This is a genomic window from Cronobacter sp. HA18006, from assembly GCF_011605445.1.
Lineage (GTDB): Bacteria > Pseudomonadota > Gammaproteobacteria > Enterobacterales > Enterobacteriaceae > Cronobacter > Cronobacter sakazakii.
Window position 1 is genome coordinate 654114 of sequence record NZ_JAANQB010000011.1, and the last position, 15145, is coordinate 669258.

General features: G+C 57.1%; 14 protein-coding genes. 13 read left to right on the forward strand and 1 reads right to left on the reverse strand.

The window, feature by feature from the left end; all coding sequences use genetic code 11:
* Genes G9X48_RS04830 through patD form a run of 3 tightly spaced genes read left to right on the forward strand, consistent with a single transcriptional unit; the run spans position 1 to position 3177 of the window.
* A complete protein-coding gene (locus G9X48_RS04830; protein WP_234451463.1) occupies positions 1 to 939 on the forward strand; it encodes an ABC transporter permease in 939 nt (312 codons plus the stop codon).
* A complete protein-coding gene (locus G9X48_RS04835; RefSeq protein ID WP_007774780.1) occupies positions 929 to 1735 on the forward strand; it encodes an ABC transporter permease in 807 nt (268 codons plus the stop codon). The genes G9X48_RS04830 and G9X48_RS04835 overlap by 11 nt, the downstream gene beginning before the upstream one ends.
* A 17-nt stretch (positions 1736 to 1752) precedes the next feature.
* Positions 1753 to 3177, forward strand: coding sequence for an aminobutyraldehyde dehydrogenase (gene patD / locus G9X48_RS04840; protein WP_097641453.1), 1425 nt, complete (start codon positions 1753 to 1755; stop codon positions 3175 to 3177).
* Between the two features lie 643 nt (positions 3178 to 3820).
* Here the strand turns inward: patD and G9X48_RS04845 are convergent.
* On the reverse strand, positions 3821 to 4999 hold the full coding sequence (locus tag G9X48_RS04845) for an acyltransferase (protein WP_097641452.1): 1179 nt from the start codon (positions 4997 to 4999) through the stop codon (positions 3821 to 3823).
* A gap of 434 nt (positions 5000 to 5433) precedes the next feature.
* On the opposite strand from G9X48_RS04845, the gene G9X48_RS04850 reads away from it, so the two are divergent.
* The 10 genes from G9X48_RS04850 to G9X48_RS04895 all read left to right on the forward strand — a co-directional run bounded on the left by G9X48_RS04850 (position 5434) and on the right by G9X48_RS04895 (position 15080).
* Entirely contained in the window at positions 5434 to 5889 is a 456-nt protein-coding gene (locus tag G9X48_RS04850; RefSeq protein WP_097641451.1) for a GNAT family N-acetyltransferase, read from the forward strand.
* Positions 5886 to 6308 (forward strand): GNAT family N-acetyltransferase, encoded by a 423-nt coding sequence (locus G9X48_RS04855; RefSeq protein WP_097641450.1) that lies wholly within the window; start codon positions 5886 to 5888, stop codon positions 6306 to 6308. Before G9X48_RS04850 ends, G9X48_RS04855 begins: the two co-directional genes overlap by 4 nt.
* Before the next feature lie 126 nt (positions 6309 to 6434).
* Complete coding sequence (locus G9X48_RS04860; protein ID WP_097641449.1) at positions 6435 to 6773, forward strand: FxLYD domain-containing protein; 339 nt, start codon at positions 6435 to 6437, stop codon at positions 6771 to 6773.
* Between the two features lie 55 nt (positions 6774 to 6828).
* Positions 6829 to 7029, forward strand: a complete 201-nt coding sequence (locus tag G9X48_RS04865; RefSeq protein WP_014728940.1) for a hypothetical protein — start codon at positions 6829 to 6831, stop codon at positions 7027 to 7029.
* Positions 7030 to 7131: 102 nt separating this feature from the next.
* The gene (locus G9X48_RS04870) at positions 7132 to 9030 is read left to right on the forward strand and encodes an FAD/NAD(P)-binding protein (RefSeq protein ID WP_097641448.1); all 1899 of its coding nucleotides are present in this window, start codon (positions 7132 to 7134) and stop codon (positions 9028 to 9030) included.
* Positions 9027 to 10223, forward strand: coding sequence for a cytochrome c (locus G9X48_RS04875; RefSeq protein WP_097641447.1), 1197 nt, complete (start codon positions 9027 to 9029; stop codon positions 10221 to 10223). The genes G9X48_RS04870 and G9X48_RS04875 overlap by 4 nt, the downstream gene beginning before the upstream one ends.
* 173 nt (positions 10224 to 10396) lie before the next feature.
* Positions 10397 to 12781 (forward strand): DMSO/selenate family reductase complex A subunit, encoded by a 2385-nt coding sequence (locus tag G9X48_RS04880; RefSeq protein WP_097641446.1) that lies wholly within the window; start codon positions 10397 to 10399, stop codon positions 12779 to 12781.
* Positions 12768 to 13397, forward strand: coding sequence for a DMSO/selenate family reductase complex B subunit (locus tag G9X48_RS04885; RefSeq protein WP_063265538.1), 630 nt, complete (start codon positions 12768 to 12770; stop codon positions 13395 to 13397). The genes G9X48_RS04880 and G9X48_RS04885 overlap by 14 nt, the downstream gene beginning before the upstream one ends.
* The gene (locus G9X48_RS04890; RefSeq protein WP_097641445.1) at positions 13390 to 14226 is read left to right on the forward strand and encodes a DmsC/YnfH family molybdoenzyme membrane anchor subunit; all 837 of its coding nucleotides are present in this window, start codon (positions 13390 to 13392) and stop codon (positions 14224 to 14226) included. Before G9X48_RS04885 ends, G9X48_RS04890 begins: the two co-directional genes overlap by 8 nt.
* Positions 14226 to 15080, forward strand: a complete 855-nt coding sequence (locus G9X48_RS04895) for a 4Fe-4S binding protein (protein ID WP_097647595.1) — start codon at positions 14226 to 14228, stop codon at positions 15078 to 15080. The genes G9X48_RS04890 and G9X48_RS04895 overlap by 1 nt, the downstream gene beginning before the upstream one ends.
* Positions 15081 to 15145: the final 65 nt, after the last annotated feature.

Below are 15145 nucleotides of genomic sequence, written 5' to 3' on the forward strand. Positions count from 1 at the left end.
ATGACGCTTTCGCCTCCCTCCCGCGCCAGCGGCCCGCTGCGACGCGCGGCGGCGCTGCTGTGGCGGCGTCCGACGCTCTGGCTGTTCCTGCTGTTGCTGCCGCCGCTGATGTGGTTCGGCATTATTTATCTCGGCTCGCTGCTGACGCTGCTGTGGCAGGGCTTTTACACCTTCGACGACTTTACGATGTCAGTAACGCCGGATTTCACGCTCGCCAACCTGAGCGCGCTGTTTAATCCCGCTAATTACGACATCATTGTGCGCACGCTGGTGATGGCGATGGTTGTGTCGATCGCCTGCGCCATTCTGGCGTTCCCGATGGCCTGGTATATGGCGCGCTATACGCGCGGCTCGCTGAAGGCGTTTTTCTATATCGCCGTCATGCTGCCGATGTGGGCGAGCTATATCGTGAAAGCCTACGCCTGGACGCTTCTGCTGGCGCGCGACGGCGTGGCGCAGTGGTTCCTGCAACATCTGGGCCTTGAAGGGGCGCTCACTGCGCTGCTGACGCTGCCGGGCATTGGCGGCAACACGCTCTCCACCTCCGGGCTCGGGCGGTTTCTGGTGTTCGTCTATATCTGGCTGCCGTTTATGATCCTGCCGGTGCAGGCGGCGCTTGAGCGTCTGCCGCCGTCGCTGTTGCAGGCGTCCGCCGATCTCGGTGCCAGGCCCTCTCAGACGTTTCGCCACGTGGTGCTGCCGCTGGCGGTGCCGGGCATCGCCGCCGGTTCGATTTTCACGTTTTCATTAACGCTCGGCGATTTCATCGTGCCGCAGCTCGTCGGCCCGCCGGGCTTTTTCATCGGCAATATGGTCTATTCCCAGCAGGGGGCGATTGGCAATATGCCGATGGCGGCGGCATTTACGCTGGTGCCGATTGTCCTGATTGCCGTTTATCTGGCGTTCGTGAAGCGCCTGGGAGCGTTCGATGCACTCTGACCGCGCGCCGTGGCCGCTCAAAATCGCCGCCTGGGGCGGCGTGATTTTCCTGCACTTCCCGCTGGCGATTATCGCGCTTTACGCCTTTAACACCGAAGAATCCGCCTTTAGCTTTCCGCCGCAGGGCTTCACGCTGCGCTGGTTTGAGGTGGCGGCGCAGCGCGCGGATATTCTCGAATCCGTGACGTTGTCACTTAAAGTGGCGACGCTTGCGACGCTGCTGGCGCTCGTGCTTGGCACGCTGGCCGCCGCCGCGCTCTGGCGGCGCGAGTTTTTCGGCAAAAGCGCGGTGTCGCTGCTGTTACTGCTGCCCATTGCACTGCCGGGGATTATCACCGGTATCGCGCTGCTGACCGCCTTTAAACAGCTCGACATCGAACCGGGCTTTCTCACGATGGTAGTGGGCCATGCCACCTTTTGCGTGGTGGTGGTCTTTAATAATGTGATAGCGAGGCTGCGGCGCACGGCATACAGCCAGATTGAGGCGTCGATGGATCTCGGTGCCGACGGCTGGCAGACCTTTCGCTATATCGTGATGCCCAATCTTGGCACCGCGCTGCTGGCGGGCGGCATGCTCGCCTTCGCGCTCTCGTTTGATGAAATTATTGTCACCACGTTTACCGCAGGCCACGAGCGCACGCTGCCGCTGTGGCTGCTGAACCAGCTTGGCCGTCCGCGCGACGTGCCGGTGACCAACGTGGTGGCGCTGTGCGTCATGCTCCTCACCATGATTCCTATTCTGGGCGCATGGTGGCTGACGCGCGATGATGAAACTGTCGCCGGTAGCGGCAAATAACCTCAAAGGAACACGCTATGCAGAGTCAATTACTGATTAACGGCGCGCTGGTGGAAGGCAAGGGCGAGCGCCTGCCGGTCTATAACCCCGCGACGGGCGAGGTGCTGCTGGAGATTGCCGAAGCCAGCCCGGAACAGGTGGATGCGGCGGTGAAGAGTGCCGACGCGGCGTTTGAACAGTGGCGTCTCACCACACCCAAAGAGCGCGCCGAGGCGCTGCTCAAGCTTGCAGATGTGATTGAGGCCAACGCGCAGACATTCGCGCAGCTTGAATCTAAAAACTGCGGTAAGCCGCTGCACTGCGTGGCGGGTGACGAAATCCCGGCGGTGGCGGATGTGTTCCGCTTCTTTGCCGGTGCCGCGCGCTGCTTAAACGGGCTTGCCGCCGGGGAATATCTGGCGGATCACACCTCGATGATCCGCCGTGATCCGGTGGGCGTCGTGGCCTCTATCGCGCCCTGGAACTACCCGCTAATGATGGCCGCCTGGAAGCTGGCCCCCGCGCTGGCGGCGGGCAACTGCGTGGTGCTCAAGCCCTCTGAAATTACGCCGCTGACCGCGCTTACGCTCGCGGAGCTTGCCAAAGATATCTTCCCGGCGGGTGTGCTGAATGTGCTGTTTGGCCGCGGCCAGACGGTGGGCGACCCGCTCACCAGCCATGAGAAAGTGCGTATGGTGTCGCTCACCGGCTCTATCGCCACCGGCGAGCACATCATCAGCCGCACTGCGTCGTCCATCAAGCGCACCCATATGGAGCTCGGCGGCAAAGCGCCGGTGCTGGTGTTTGACGACGCCGATCTCGACGCCGTCGTCGAAGGCATTCGCACGTTCGGGTTCTATAATGCAGGCCAGGACTGTACGGCGGCGTGCCGCATCTACGCCCAAAAAGGGATTTACGACACGCTCGTTGAAAAGCTCGGCGCGGCGGTGGGCAGACTGAAAACGGGCGCGCCGGAGGATGAAACCACCGAACTCGGGCCGCTTAGTTCACAAGCGCACCTGGAGCGCGTGAGCCAGGCGGTAGAAGCCGCGAAAGCGCTGCCGCATATCCGCGTGGTGACTGGCGGCGCGAAAGTCGACGGGCCGGGCTATTACTTCCAGCCGACCGTTCTCGCCGGCGCGAAGCAGGAGGACGCCATCGTGCAACGCGAAGTGTTCGGCCCGGTTATCAGCGTGACGCCGTTTGAAGATGAAGCCCAGGCGCTCACCTACGCCAACGATTCGCAATATGGCCTGGCGTCATCCGTCTGGACCCGCGACGTTGGCCGCGCGCACCGCCTCAGCGCCCGCCTGCAATATGGCTGCACCTGGGTGAATACGCACTTCATGCTGGTCAGTGAAATGCCCCACGGCGGCCAGAAACTCTCCGGCTACGGCAAGGATATGTCGATGTACGGGCTTGAGGATTACACCGTGGTGCGGCATGTAATGATAAAGCACTAACGGGTGGTGAAGTGGCTGATATTTCAGGTATCAGCCACTTTGCCCTTGGGAATTAGTGGGTATTTATGCCCAAGTTCTGGTTCAGTATGGCTATTTATTTTTATAATACTGTAATATCGGTTTTTGTAGTGTTTTATTTAAAAAAACACCGAGTAGTCCATGTTTAAGATTTTTACCACATCTTATCAAAATCCTGATTAACAAAAAATCGGCGTCATCATCATCTCAAGTTGCTATGGAGGCAATGTTGAACACGATTTCACCAAGGGTACAGAACTGGATAAGAAAGTAGCGCAAAACAACTGGCATCATTTAATTCATTGTTTTAATTGCTTAATTTATTGTCTGAAACATGGTTTTCTACCACATCAACGCAGTTCTGAAGTAAAATTCGCTCAACGAAAAATCACTGAGTTTGGTGAAGAGGCTAATAGCTAAGAAATATCAGCCCCGGTGACAAATCGTTCACAAAAAAGCTCTGGATTATTGTCATACGATAATATCGATCAACAGGTAAAACAAGATGCTATATATGGTCAGTAATGATTATTGTTAACCTATAGACCGATCAATCGTAGTAACGGTTATGTTTCGTTCTGGATAATTATTCTGTTACCTTATAAAAAGGAGCTCTCTCCATGCTTTATTTTTTCAGGGAAATCTCAGAGAAGGAAATGGCTCTGGATCCGAAGATAGTTGTCCAGTTTCTTGAGAGCTTTATACTCATGGAGTCGATATATTTCTGGTAAAAAATAGCAACTCCATATATAGCTATTAAGCATAATACCGATGTAAAAACAGAAGATGAAATGTATCCAAGGCCAATCTCTCTTAACCTGAATGAAAATGGGGTGATTAGATAAAATATTGGCATTTGCACAAGGTAAGCGGAAAAAGAAACCTTTCCCAGCCAGACCGATATTATATTATCCGTTAATTTAGAGAGAATGTTTGACTTTATCCCTACCAGAACAATGAGACAACCTCCAATCATAGAGTAGAAGAACGAGCCATCCACTCCCATGCTTCTCATCTCATGCGTTTCAATATGTGATAAGAATGAATAAATATCTTGTTTATAGTGATATCCTGTAAGGTATAAACCTAACAATAATAAAAAAGAGATTAGTATTTTACTTTTAATTGGTGGAGTATAGTAAATACTCGCCCCCAGGAAAAAAGCAGCATATCCAAAACCATGCTTTTCAGGTAAGTTACAGCAGAAAAGGAGAGCCATGATTACATAAATCAAGGGTCTGAAGCGAAGCTGGTTTATGACAGGGACTGAGAAAAATATAAGAAATGAACCATAGAGCTCAATCTTCATCGTCCATACTACCCAGTTATACGTGGCGTCCCCCAACAGAATTGAAGAAAAAAATGCATTATAGAGTATGGCTGAAAAGCTTAAATCAAGTGAGTTACCCCATCCGGATATCCAATCGAGACCATTTGCATTATTTGGGAGCAGTTTTAATACCAGCGCGCTCAGTACAATAGAAATCGAAGCCGGTATAGCGAGCCTGAAAAATCTCGCAGAAAACATTTTCCCCGCATTTATTAATTCGTTTCCCTTGTTTGCACAAGCATAAGTCAGGATAAATCCGCTTAATGCAAAAAATATGTATACCGCAGTAGAACCTGAATATAAAAATCCAAACGGTAACTGGAATATTACTTTGTCTAAATGCGTTTTAATCAGATGATCTTGCTGTCCGTGAAGATAAGGAAAAAATATAAGCGTTAAATGGGATATTAACACCATCAGGCATGCTAGCCCACGAATGCCCTCAACTGAGGATATCTTGTTCATAGAACTCATTGTTTCTCCATGACAACCATTGTCATCAATGATGAAGATTTCAGTTTCAATAACTTATTGATATTTATAGTTTTTTTTGGAAAGTTAATACATCAATTTCGTTGCCTTTTTATGATATGTAGTGTGTATAGTCTAATCAGGGTAAAACTATGAGCCTCATAACAACCTACCAAAATTCAAATACTGTAAAGTCCAGAATACCGTTGTTAAATAGCCCTTTTTCGGCGCTTTGTTTAACATGCCTTAAAGGTTACGCACAAGGTAGAATTCACAAAAACCGTCCTCTATATCCCAACGTAGCGATTCGTATGTTGCATGATAGGTTTGATATCTCTCCCCCCAAAAACCGCAGTTGACACAGCCACTTATCGCGGCACAGGCTAATGTCATTCCATCACCACTCGTACCTTGCCAGCGTAAAGAGACAGATAACGATGATAACGACCCGCACCGCGACGCCTTCTGATGCCACAGCTATCAGCGCCTTATTAACCGAACTGGATTACCCGGATACGGCGCACTTTATCGACCAACGCCTCGCTGAGCTGCTGGCGCACCCGGATGAAAGGGTGCTGGTGGCGGAAGAGGATGGCGCGCTGCTGGGCGTTCTGTCACTGCATTTTATTCCCCAACTGGCGCTTAAAGGGGATTTCTGCCGTATCAGTTATTTCTGCGTTAGCAGCAACGCGCGCAGCAAAGGGATCGGCAGGCTGCTGGAAAGTGAAGGCGAAGCGCTTGCCCGTGCGCGCGGCTGCGATCGCATTGAGGTTCACTGCCACAGCCGTCGCAGCGACGCGCACCGCTTCTATTACCGTCAGGGCTACACCGAATCGCCGAAGTATCTGTGTAAATCGCTGGCTGCTGCCGGGCGCGAAGGAGGCGAGCAGTGATAATTCGCCATGCAACCATTGACGATGTGCCCGCGCTTTGCCGGCTGTTTGAACAGCTCGGCTATATGATTGCCTTGTCAGATGTGACCGCAATGCTTGCGCACAGCGAGGCTAATAGTTCACGTGTGCTGGTGGCCGAAACCGCCGGGACGCCTTGTGGCGCAATAGTGCTGCACGTTATTCAGCCGCTGCATGAGACCGGAAAATGGGGGCTCATTTCCGCGCTGATTGTCGATGAAACATTACGCGGCGCGGGAACTGGCGCGAGGCTGCTTGAAGCCGCGCACGACGAGGCGCGCGCGCAGGGCTGCACCCAGATTGAGCTTTCGAGTAGTGAAAGCCGCGTTCGCGCGCATCACTTTTACGACGCGCAGGGTTATCGCGAAGTCCGTAAGCGGTTTGTGAAGCGCCCGGTATAAACACCAATTCCGCTACCTCTTAACATTCACATCCCTTTACCCTTTAGCGGTTTTGCTGGTTAAATCGACGTTATGAATCAGTTAACATTCTGAACAGACATCACACCCGTATAACCCTGAGAACGCATGAAATCACTTTTAACCCTGTTTGCGCTCGCGTGCGCGCTGTTTATCCAGTGCGCGCGGGCGGATATCGCGCCGGTGGCGCTCACTGATGTCCATTTTGTAAAAACCGAGGCGGGGAAACTACGCCTTGAAGGTATGGTCAAAAACCTTACCGACCGCTCCTTACGGCAGGTCTATGTGGCGTTTAATCTCCTGCGTAACGGCATGGTGGTGGGTTATACCACCGCCATCACCTTCAACCTCGCGCCGGATGATACCTGGCATTTTGAAGCGCCATGCCGCACGCGCATATTCAAACCCGATCACTTTCGGCTGGCTGAGCTTTCGGCGATCCCCTGACGCAGTGCGCGAAAATACTCTACCTTTTAAGAGATAACGACTGAAAGGAGGATGTATGTCACTGTCTATCGACAAAAAACAGCAGCCGGGCGGGGCGTATGAATATACGGCCACCTGTCGCGAGGAAAATTACCACTTTGTCATTACCGGCAAAGGTGAAACGGCGACCGAGGCAGACACCAATCTGCTGAATAACCTGAAAGAGATGCAACAGCGGCTCGATGAAGTCGCGCAAACCGGCAAACTTTCTGCATAAACCTTCCGCAATCCACGCCTGCCGGGGTGTCTGGCAGGCAAAAATTCTGTACCATTATATAACAAACTGAAAACAATAATTTTTGTCCTTTAAGGAAGTTCTATGGCAATCACCCGACGTGATTTTCTCAATGGCGTCGCCATCACCGTGGCCGCCGGAATGACGCCGTGGCAAATTCTGCGCGCCTCGCCACAGACGGCAGCGCAGTCGCTCTATTATCCGCCGACCCTCACGGGGCTTCGCGGTAACCATCCGGGCTCGTTCGAACAGGCGCACGCGCTGGGGCGTGAAGGTAAGCACTTCGACCCGGCCAGCGTTCCGGTGGAGGAGGAGTACGATCTGGTGATTGTCGGGGCGGGGATCAGCGGCCTTGCCGCCGCTTGTTTCTGGCAGGAGATGCGCGGCAAGCAGCAGCGCATTCTGCTGCTCGATAACCATGACGACTTCGGCGGCCACGCCAAACGCAACGAATTTCACGTCGACGGGAAAACCGTGCTCGGCTACGGCGGCAGCGAATCTTTCCAGTCGCCCGCCAGTAATTTCAGTGAAACCGCGATGGGGCTGCTGAAAACGCTGAACGTCAGCATTGAGCGCATGGCAAAAAGCTTCGATCAAACCTTCTACCCGGATCTCAACTTAAGCCGCGGCGTCTATTTCGATAAAACCAACTTTGGCGTCGATAAAATCGTCAGCGGCGATCCGGGGCGCGCGGTGGCGGACGATATTCCGCCCGATCGCATGAACGCCCGCGACATTCGCGCCTTTATTAACGATTTCCCGCTGCCGCAGGCGGACCGTGACGCGCTTATCGCGCTGCACACTGAGAAAAAAGATTATCTCGCCGGGATGCGCGTTGAGGAAAAAGTCGCGTGGCTCGATTCCCACAGCTACAGCCAGTTCCTGCGCGACAAGGTGGGGCTCAGTGACAGCGCCATCCGCTATTTCCAGCAGCGTACCAACGATTTCCAGGCGATTGGCATCGACGGCACGTCGGCGAGCGACGCGCGTATCTGCGCGCTGCCGGGGCTGGATGGCATGGATCTGCCGCCGCTTGACGCTGAATCGCTGGCGGATCTCGAAGAGCCGTACATTTATCACTTCCCGGACGGCAACGCCGGGCTGGCGCGCCTGATGGTGCGGCATCTTATTCCGGCCGTAGCGCCGGGTAACAGCATGGATGATATCGTGCTGGCGACCTTCGACTACAGCCAGCTGGATAAACCCGAGCATCCGGTGCGTCTGCGCCTCAACAGCACTGGCGTACATGCCGCCAATGTGGCGGGCGGTGTAGAAGTGACGTACCTGCGCGACGGGAAACTGAACAAGGTAAAAGCCGGGCAGACCGTAATGGCGGGCTACAACATGATGATCCCTTATCTGGTGCCGGAAATTCCGCACGAGCAGCAGGAGGCGCTGAAGCAGAACGTCAAAGCGCCGCTGGTCTACAGCAAAGTGGTCATTCGCAACTGGCAGCCGTTTATGAAGCTCGGCGTACATGAAATCTACTCGCCCGCGGCACCTTATAGCCGGGTCAAGCTCGATTATCCGGTGGATATGGGCGGCTATCAGCACCCACGCGATCCGAACGCGCCCATCGGTCTGCACATGGTTTACGTGCCGACGTTTCCCGGCAGCGGGCTCAGCGCCAGAGAGCAGTTCCGCAAAGGGCGCGCGTTTCTGCTCGGTACGCCGTTCGAGGTGCATGAGAAGATGATCCGCGACCAGCTCCAGGGCATGTTTGGCGCGGCCGGGTTTGACCACGAGCGGGATATCGCGGCGATCACGGTTAACCGCTGGTCCCACGGCTACTCCTACTTCTTCAGCGGCCTGTTTGACGACGAAGAGGGCTCGCAGAAAATCATCGAAAAAGCCCGCCAGCCGGTCGGGCGCATCACCATCGCCAACTCAGACGCCGACTGGAGCCCGTATGCCAACTCGGCCATCGATCAGGGCTACCGCGCGGTGAAAGAGCTGCACGAGATGGCGAAGGAGGGCGCATGAAACGTATCGCGTTACTGGCGTTAAGCCTGTGGGCGGCGCAGGCGGGCGCGCAGGAGATGTCGCGCGGCGAATATGTGGCGCGCGCGGGCGACTGCATGGCCTGCCATACGGCCGCGGACGGCGCGCCGCTCGCGGGCGGGCTGAAATTCGCCACACCGCTTGGCGATATTTACTCCACCAATATCACGCCGGATAACACCCACGGTATCGGCAGCTACAGCTACGACGAGTTCGCTCGCGCCATGCGTGAAGGTATTGCGAAAGATGGCCATCATCTTTACCCGGCGATGCCGTATCCGTCCTATGCGAAGATGAGCGATGACGATCTGCGCGCGCTCTATGACTATCTGATGAAAGAGGTCAAACCGCAGGCCACCGCCAACCGCGAGAGCGACATTCCGTGGCCGCTCTCGATACGCTGGCCGCTTGGCATCTGGAACAGCCTGTTTGTGGACGATACGCCGTTTACGCCGCGCGCGGATAAAAGCGCGGCCTGGAACCGCGGCGCGTATCTGGTGCAGGGGCCGGGCCACTGCGGCGCATGCCATACGCCGCGCGGCGTGGGGATGCAGGAGAAAGCCTTTGACGAACGCGACGAGCAGTTCCTCGCGGGCGAGGCGCTGAACGGCTGGTACGCGCCGTCGCTGCGCGGGCTGAAAATGTCTGAAGCGGATCTCGCCGTGCTGCTGCGCGACGGGCGCAGTAAACACGCGGCGCTCAGCGGGCCGATGGATGAAGTCGTCACCAACAGCACGCAATACCTGAGCGATGACGACAACCGCGCCATCGCGGCTTATCTCTTAAGCCTGCCGGGCAGCGAGCCGGTGAAACGTGATGCGTCGAAGGTGGCGAAAGCGGAAATGGAGAACGGTCATCGGCTCTATGCCCGCTACTGCGCTACCTGTCATGCCAGCAACGGTGAAGGGGCGGAATACGCCGTTCCGGCGCTGAAAGACAATCTCACCGTCAACGCCGATAACCCGCTGACGCTGCTGCGTGTGGTGCTGGAGGGCGGCAAAACAGCGGTGACGCAAAATCATCTGCCGTACAGCATGCCAGGCTACGGCTGGGCGCTCAGCGACCAGGACGCGGCGGATGTGACTAACTACATTCGCGGCAGTTTCGGCAACCACGCCGCGCCCGTCACGCCTGCGCAGGTGAAAGACGCCCGCGAGCAACAGCACCACGAGTAACCGATACGGCGCCGCTCGCCAACGGCGGCGCCGTTTTCCTCCTTTTCATCTTTTTCCCCGCCCGTTTTTCTGAAACTTTCCGCTACGCGCCGTCCAGTTTTTTCCCGTTGATACTCATCAAGCTTTCCCGTTAAGGGGCTTTGCAGAATACGCCCTTTTTATGAGGGAACAGAATGGAACCATTAACCCCAAAGGATGAACCGGACGAAAGCGGGCTGTCGCGCCGCGACTTTCTGCGCGCCACGTCGGCGCTCGCGGCCGCGCCGCTCTTTGTGCAGGCCGGCGTGGCGAAAGCACAAACGCCCGCGGTAGAGGTACAGAAAACGGAAACCGTCGTGCCCACCTGCAGCACCTTTGACTGCGGCGGCAAATGCGATATCCGCGCGCACGTTAAAGAAGGCGTAGTGACGCGCATCTCCACCTGCCCGGATAACGAAGTGGATCCTGATATGCCGCTGATGCGCGCCTGCGTGCGCGGGCGCGGCTATCGTCAGTTTGTCTACCATCCGGACCGGTTGAAATACCCGATGAAGCGCGTCGGCAAACGTGGCGAAGGGAAATTCGAGCGTATCAGCTGGGATGAGGCGACGACGCTTATCGCCGATAACCTGCGGCGTATCACCGCGAAATACGGCCCGGCGTCGCGCTTTATGCACACCGATACGGCGGTCTCCGGCGGCGCGTTCTCGGGCGACAAAATGGCGCGGCGTTTACTGAACCTGACCGGCGGTTATCTGGAGTCCTATCACTCAGTGAGTATGGGAAACACCGCCGCCGCCACGCCCTATACCTATGGCACCGCCGCCAGCGGCAGCTCGCTTGATACACTCAAAGACACAAAGCTTGTGATCCTCTGGGGCCATAACCCGAACGAAACCGTTTTTGGTCACACTAACCACTACTTTCAGCAGATGAAGCGCAACGGTACGCGGTTTATCGTGGTCGATCCGCGCTACTCCGACACCGTGGCGTCGCTCGCCGATCAGTGGGTGCCGCTGCTGCCCACCACCGATAACGCGCTGATGGACGCGATGATGTACGTCATCATCAGCGAGAACCTGCACGACAGCGCGTTTATCGCGCGTCACGCCATTGGTTTTGATGAAAATACGATGCCGGAAGGCGTACCGGCGGGCGAATCGCTGATGGCGTATCTCTCTGGTGAAAAAGATGGCGTGAAAAAAACGCCGGAGTGGGCGGAGCGCATCACCCATGTGCCTGCGCAGACCATCCGCCAGCTTGCCCGCGACTACGCCACCACCAGACCGGCGGCGCTGATCCAGGGCTGGGGACCGCAGCGCCATATCTGCGGCGAGCGCACCGCGCGCGGCTCCACGCTGCTTGCCACCATCACCGGCAATGTCGGCGTGAAGGGCGGCTGGGCCGCCGGCTACGGCGGCATCGGCAACCGATTGTTCTGCGCCGATCCCTACAGCGTGCCGAACCCGGTGGCGGAAAAAATCTCCATCATGAACTGGGTGCAGGCCTGCGACGACGCGGCGAAAGTCACGCCGGAAAACGGCTTAAAAGGCGCTGAAACGCTCTCCAGCAACATCAAATTCATCTTTAATCTTGCGGGCAACTATCTGGCGAACCAGAACCCGGACATCAACCAGACTGTGAAAGTGCTGGAAGATGAAAGTAAGGTCGAGTTTATCGTGGTAAGCGATCTCTTCCTCACGCCAAGTGCCCGCTACGCCGATCTGCTGCTGCCAGAAACCAGCTTTATGGAGCGCTGGAACATCGGCGAAACCTGGGGCACTGGCAACTATCTGCTGCTGTCGCAAAAGCTGGTGGAGCCGGAGTTTGAGCGCCGCTCGGACTACGACTGGCTGCGCGAGGTCGCGCGCAAGCTCGGCATCGAGGCGCGTTTTAGCGAAGGGCGCAGTGAAAAAGCGTGGGTGGAACATATATGGGAGAAAACCCGCGAGGCGCTGGCGGATCACGACCTGCCGGATTTCGCCGGGCTTTGCAAAAAACCGCACGTCTACCTGAAATCGCCGCCGTATGTCGCGTTTGAAGAGAACATTCTCGACCCGGACAACCATCCGTTCCCGACACCCTCGGGCAAAATCGAAATCTTCTCAAAACGGCTCTGGGAGATGAATCACCCGGAGAGCCCGGCGCTGTCGCACTATGTGCCCGCGAAAGAAGGGCCACAAGACGCGCTGCGAGACAAATACCCGCTACAGCTCATCACGTGGAAGGGGAAAAACCGCGCCAATTCGACGCAATACGCCAATCCGTGGCTTCAGGAGGTACAGCGCCAGCAGCTCTGGATTAACCCGCAGGACGCCCGCGCGCGCGGCATTCAGCAGGGCGATCTGGTGCGGATTTATAACGATCGCGGCGTGGTACGCATCCCCGCCGACGTGACGCCGCGCATTATTCCCGGCGTGGTGGCGATGCAGGCAGGCGCCTGGTGGCAGCCGGACGCGGAAGGCGTCGATAACGGCGGCTGCCCGAATGTGCTCACCAGCGCGCGTATCACTCCGCTTGCCAAAGGCAACGCCCATCAAACCCTGCTCGTTGAGGTAACCAGACATGAGCCAGTTTAAGGATTATCCCCCGGTCAGCGGCGAGCAACTGGGCTTTTTTATCGATTCGTCGCGCTGCTCCGGCTGTAAAGCGTGCCAGGTGGCGTGCAAAGACAAAAATAATCTCGAACCGGGGCGGCGCTTTCGGCGCGTCTATGAAGTTCATGGCGGCGGCTTCACGCCGACCGGCGCAGGCGGGCTTATGCAAAACGTCTTCGCTTATACCTTATCGATTTCGTGTAACCACTGCGCCGATCCCATCTGCACGCGCAACTGCCCGACGACCGCCATGCACAAGCGCGACGGCGACGGCATCGTGCGTGTAAACACCGACAAATGCGTCGGCTGCGGTTACTGCGCCTGGTCGTGCCCTTACGGCGCGCCGCAGCGTAATACGCAGACCGGGCAGATGTCGAAATGCGATTTCTGCATCGATCGGCTGGCGAAGGGCGAGCCGCCGGTGTGCGTCGCCACGTGCCCGCTCGGGGCGATTCAGTTCGGCCCGATTAGCGCGCTGCGCGAACGCTTCGGCGCGCTCTGTGACGTAAAAGGCCTGCCGCCGTCATCTGTCACCAGACCCAATCTGGTCATTAAGCCGCATCAGGGCGCACAGCAGGAGGAACAGCACGATGCATGAGTTTCCGTTAGTGATTTTTACGCTGTTCATGCAGGGCGCAGAGGGCTTTACGCTGATGCTCTGCTTCACCGCCGGGCAGATGCCGCGCGCGGGGCGACACACGCTCGCGACGCTGCCTGCGCTGGTTTGTACAGGCATCGCCGCGGCGCTTGGTTTACTCGCCTCGACGCTGCATCTGGGGTATCCGCTGAACGCCTTTAATGCGCTGCGCCACCTTTCCAGCTCCTGGCTCAGCCGGGAGATTGCGCTGGCGGGTGTGTTTATGGCGCTGATTGCTCTTAGCATTTTGCTTTTGATGACGAAGCGCGCAACACCGTGGCCGCTGCTGTGGCTGACAGCCCTGGCGGGGCTTGCAGATATGTTCGCTATGGCGTCCATCTACTGCCACGCGTCGGTCGTAACCTGGCAGCACGTTAACACCTGGGCCATGTTCCTGGGTTCGGTCGTGCTTATCGGCGCGTCGGTGTTACAACTGCGCCTCGCGTTGCGTCCGGCTTTTAATGCAAAGGCAGAACTCGCGGCAAGCCGTCGCCTTTCGCTGCTGGCGCTGGCGGTGGTATTGATCCGGCTTCTCATTCAGCCTGCGTACTATCATTATTTAGCGCAAACGGTAGTGCCGGTGACCTTTCCGCTACAGCCGCTTTCGGCCTTTAACGCCTGCGCAGGGCTGCGTCTTACGGGCTGGTGCTGCTCTGCCGCAGGGGCGATGCTGCTGATGACCGGGCTGACGCGCCCGCACGGCTCGCGCTCGTCGCAAATGACGGGCAGCGCGTTGATTCTTCTTGGCGAACTGCTGCTGCGCCTCGCGTTTTTCTCTATCGACGCCTGATGCGTCTCTTCAACACCATAGCGCCCGCACAACCCTGTGTGGGCGCGCGCTGCGCCAGAAAACGGCTGGCCAAAAGCCGTTGCGATGCCTGCGTGAAACGCTGCCCGACCGGCGCGCTGAGCATCCACCATCATGAGGTGATTCTCGCGCCGGAGCACTGCACCGGTTGCGGGATCTGCCTGTTTGTCTGCCCGGCGGACGCCTTGGAGAATCTCGTACCGCTGTCGCGAATTCACCGCGATGGCGTGCTGCTCGGGCCGTTTACCCAGCCTGTCGCGGCAGAGGAGTTGATGCTCTGGCATATGCAGTACCGCATTCGCGCGGTCGCGGTGGATCTCACGCGTGACACGCTCTGGCTGCGGCCGCTGGCAGAACTTAACCTGTGGCTGAAAAAGCGCGGCGAGCCGGGCTGGCAGTGTGTTGCAGTTTCACCGGCGGCAGGTGAGTCGAAGCGCCGTCTGCTGCGCCCGGACGGTGAACGCGCACGCGTAGCGCACGACGTTGCCACCCGGCGTGCGGCGGGGGCGTTTTTATGCGCATACGCCGTCATGCTGGATACCACGCGCTGCCTGCTATGCGGTGCCTGTGGCCGGGCATGCGCCAGCGGCGCGATACGCTTTGGCGAACAGGCGGTCGCGATCGATACAAAATGCTGCGATGGCTGTGGCGACTGCGAGGCCGTTTGCCCGGTTGATGCTATAACGATAACGGAGGGCGACGCCGGGCCGCTGATCCGCAGGGCGTTGTATCACGCCCGCTGCGAGCGCTGCGGCGAGCCGTGGCGCGCCTGGCATCCGGGCGAGAAAGTGTGCCCGGTTTGTCAGCGTCACGGCTTCAGCATGCGCGGCGGTTAACGCGGTGACTCGCTGAATCCACAGGAGAAAAGGGCGCTGTCATTAATCTGTCACGCCTGCGTCTT

Excerpts from the sequence above, each read along its gene's own strand:
- G9X48_RS04870 (WP_097641448.1), top strand. The coding sequence starts at position 7,132 with ATGGCAATCACCCGACGTGATTTTCTCAATGGCGTCGCCATCACCGTG.
- G9X48_RS04850 (WP_097641451.1), top strand. The coding sequence starts at position 5,434 with ATGATAACGACCCGCACCGCGACGCCTTCTGATGCCACAGCTATCAGC.
- G9X48_RS04845 (WP_097641452.1), bottom strand. The coding sequence starts at position 4,999 with ATGAGTTCTATGAACAAGATATCCTCAGTTGAGGGCATTCGTGGGCTA.
- G9X48_RS04865 (WP_014728940.1), top strand. The coding sequence starts at position 6,829 with ATGTCACTGTCTATCGACAAAAAACAGCAGCCGGGCGGGGCGTATGAA.
- patD (WP_097641453.1), top strand. The coding sequence starts at position 1,753 with ATGCAGAGTCAATTACTGATTAACGGCGCGCTGGTGGAAGGCAAGGGC.
- G9X48_RS04830 (WP_234451463.1), top strand. The coding sequence starts at position 1 with ATGACGCTTTCGCCTCCCTCCCGCGCCAGCGGCCCGCTGCGACGCGCG.
- G9X48_RS04835 (WP_007774780.1), top strand. The coding sequence starts at position 929 with ATGCACTCTGACCGCGCGCCGTGGCCGCTCAAAATCGCCGCCTGGGGC.
- G9X48_RS04860 (WP_097641449.1), top strand. The coding sequence starts at position 6,435 with ATGAAATCACTTTTAACCCTGTTTGCGCTCGCGTGCGCGCTGTTTATC.
- G9X48_RS04875 (WP_097641447.1), top strand. The coding sequence starts at position 9,027 with ATGAAACGTATCGCGTTACTGGCGTTAAGCCTGTGGGCGGCGCAGGCG.
- G9X48_RS04885 (WP_063265538.1), top strand. The coding sequence starts at position 12,768 with ATGAGCCAGTTTAAGGATTATCCCCCGGTCAGCGGCGAGCAACTGGGC.
- G9X48_RS04880 (WP_097641446.1), top strand. The coding sequence starts at position 10,397 with ATGGAACCATTAACCCCAAAGGATGAACCGGACGAAAGCGGGCTGTCG.
- G9X48_RS04895 (WP_097647595.1), top strand. The coding sequence starts at position 14,226 with ATGCGTCTCTTCAACACCATAGCGCCCGCACAACCCTGTGTGGGCGCG.
- G9X48_RS04890 (WP_097641445.1), top strand. The coding sequence starts at position 13,390 with ATGCATGAGTTTCCGTTAGTGATTTTTACGCTGTTCATGCAGGGCGCA.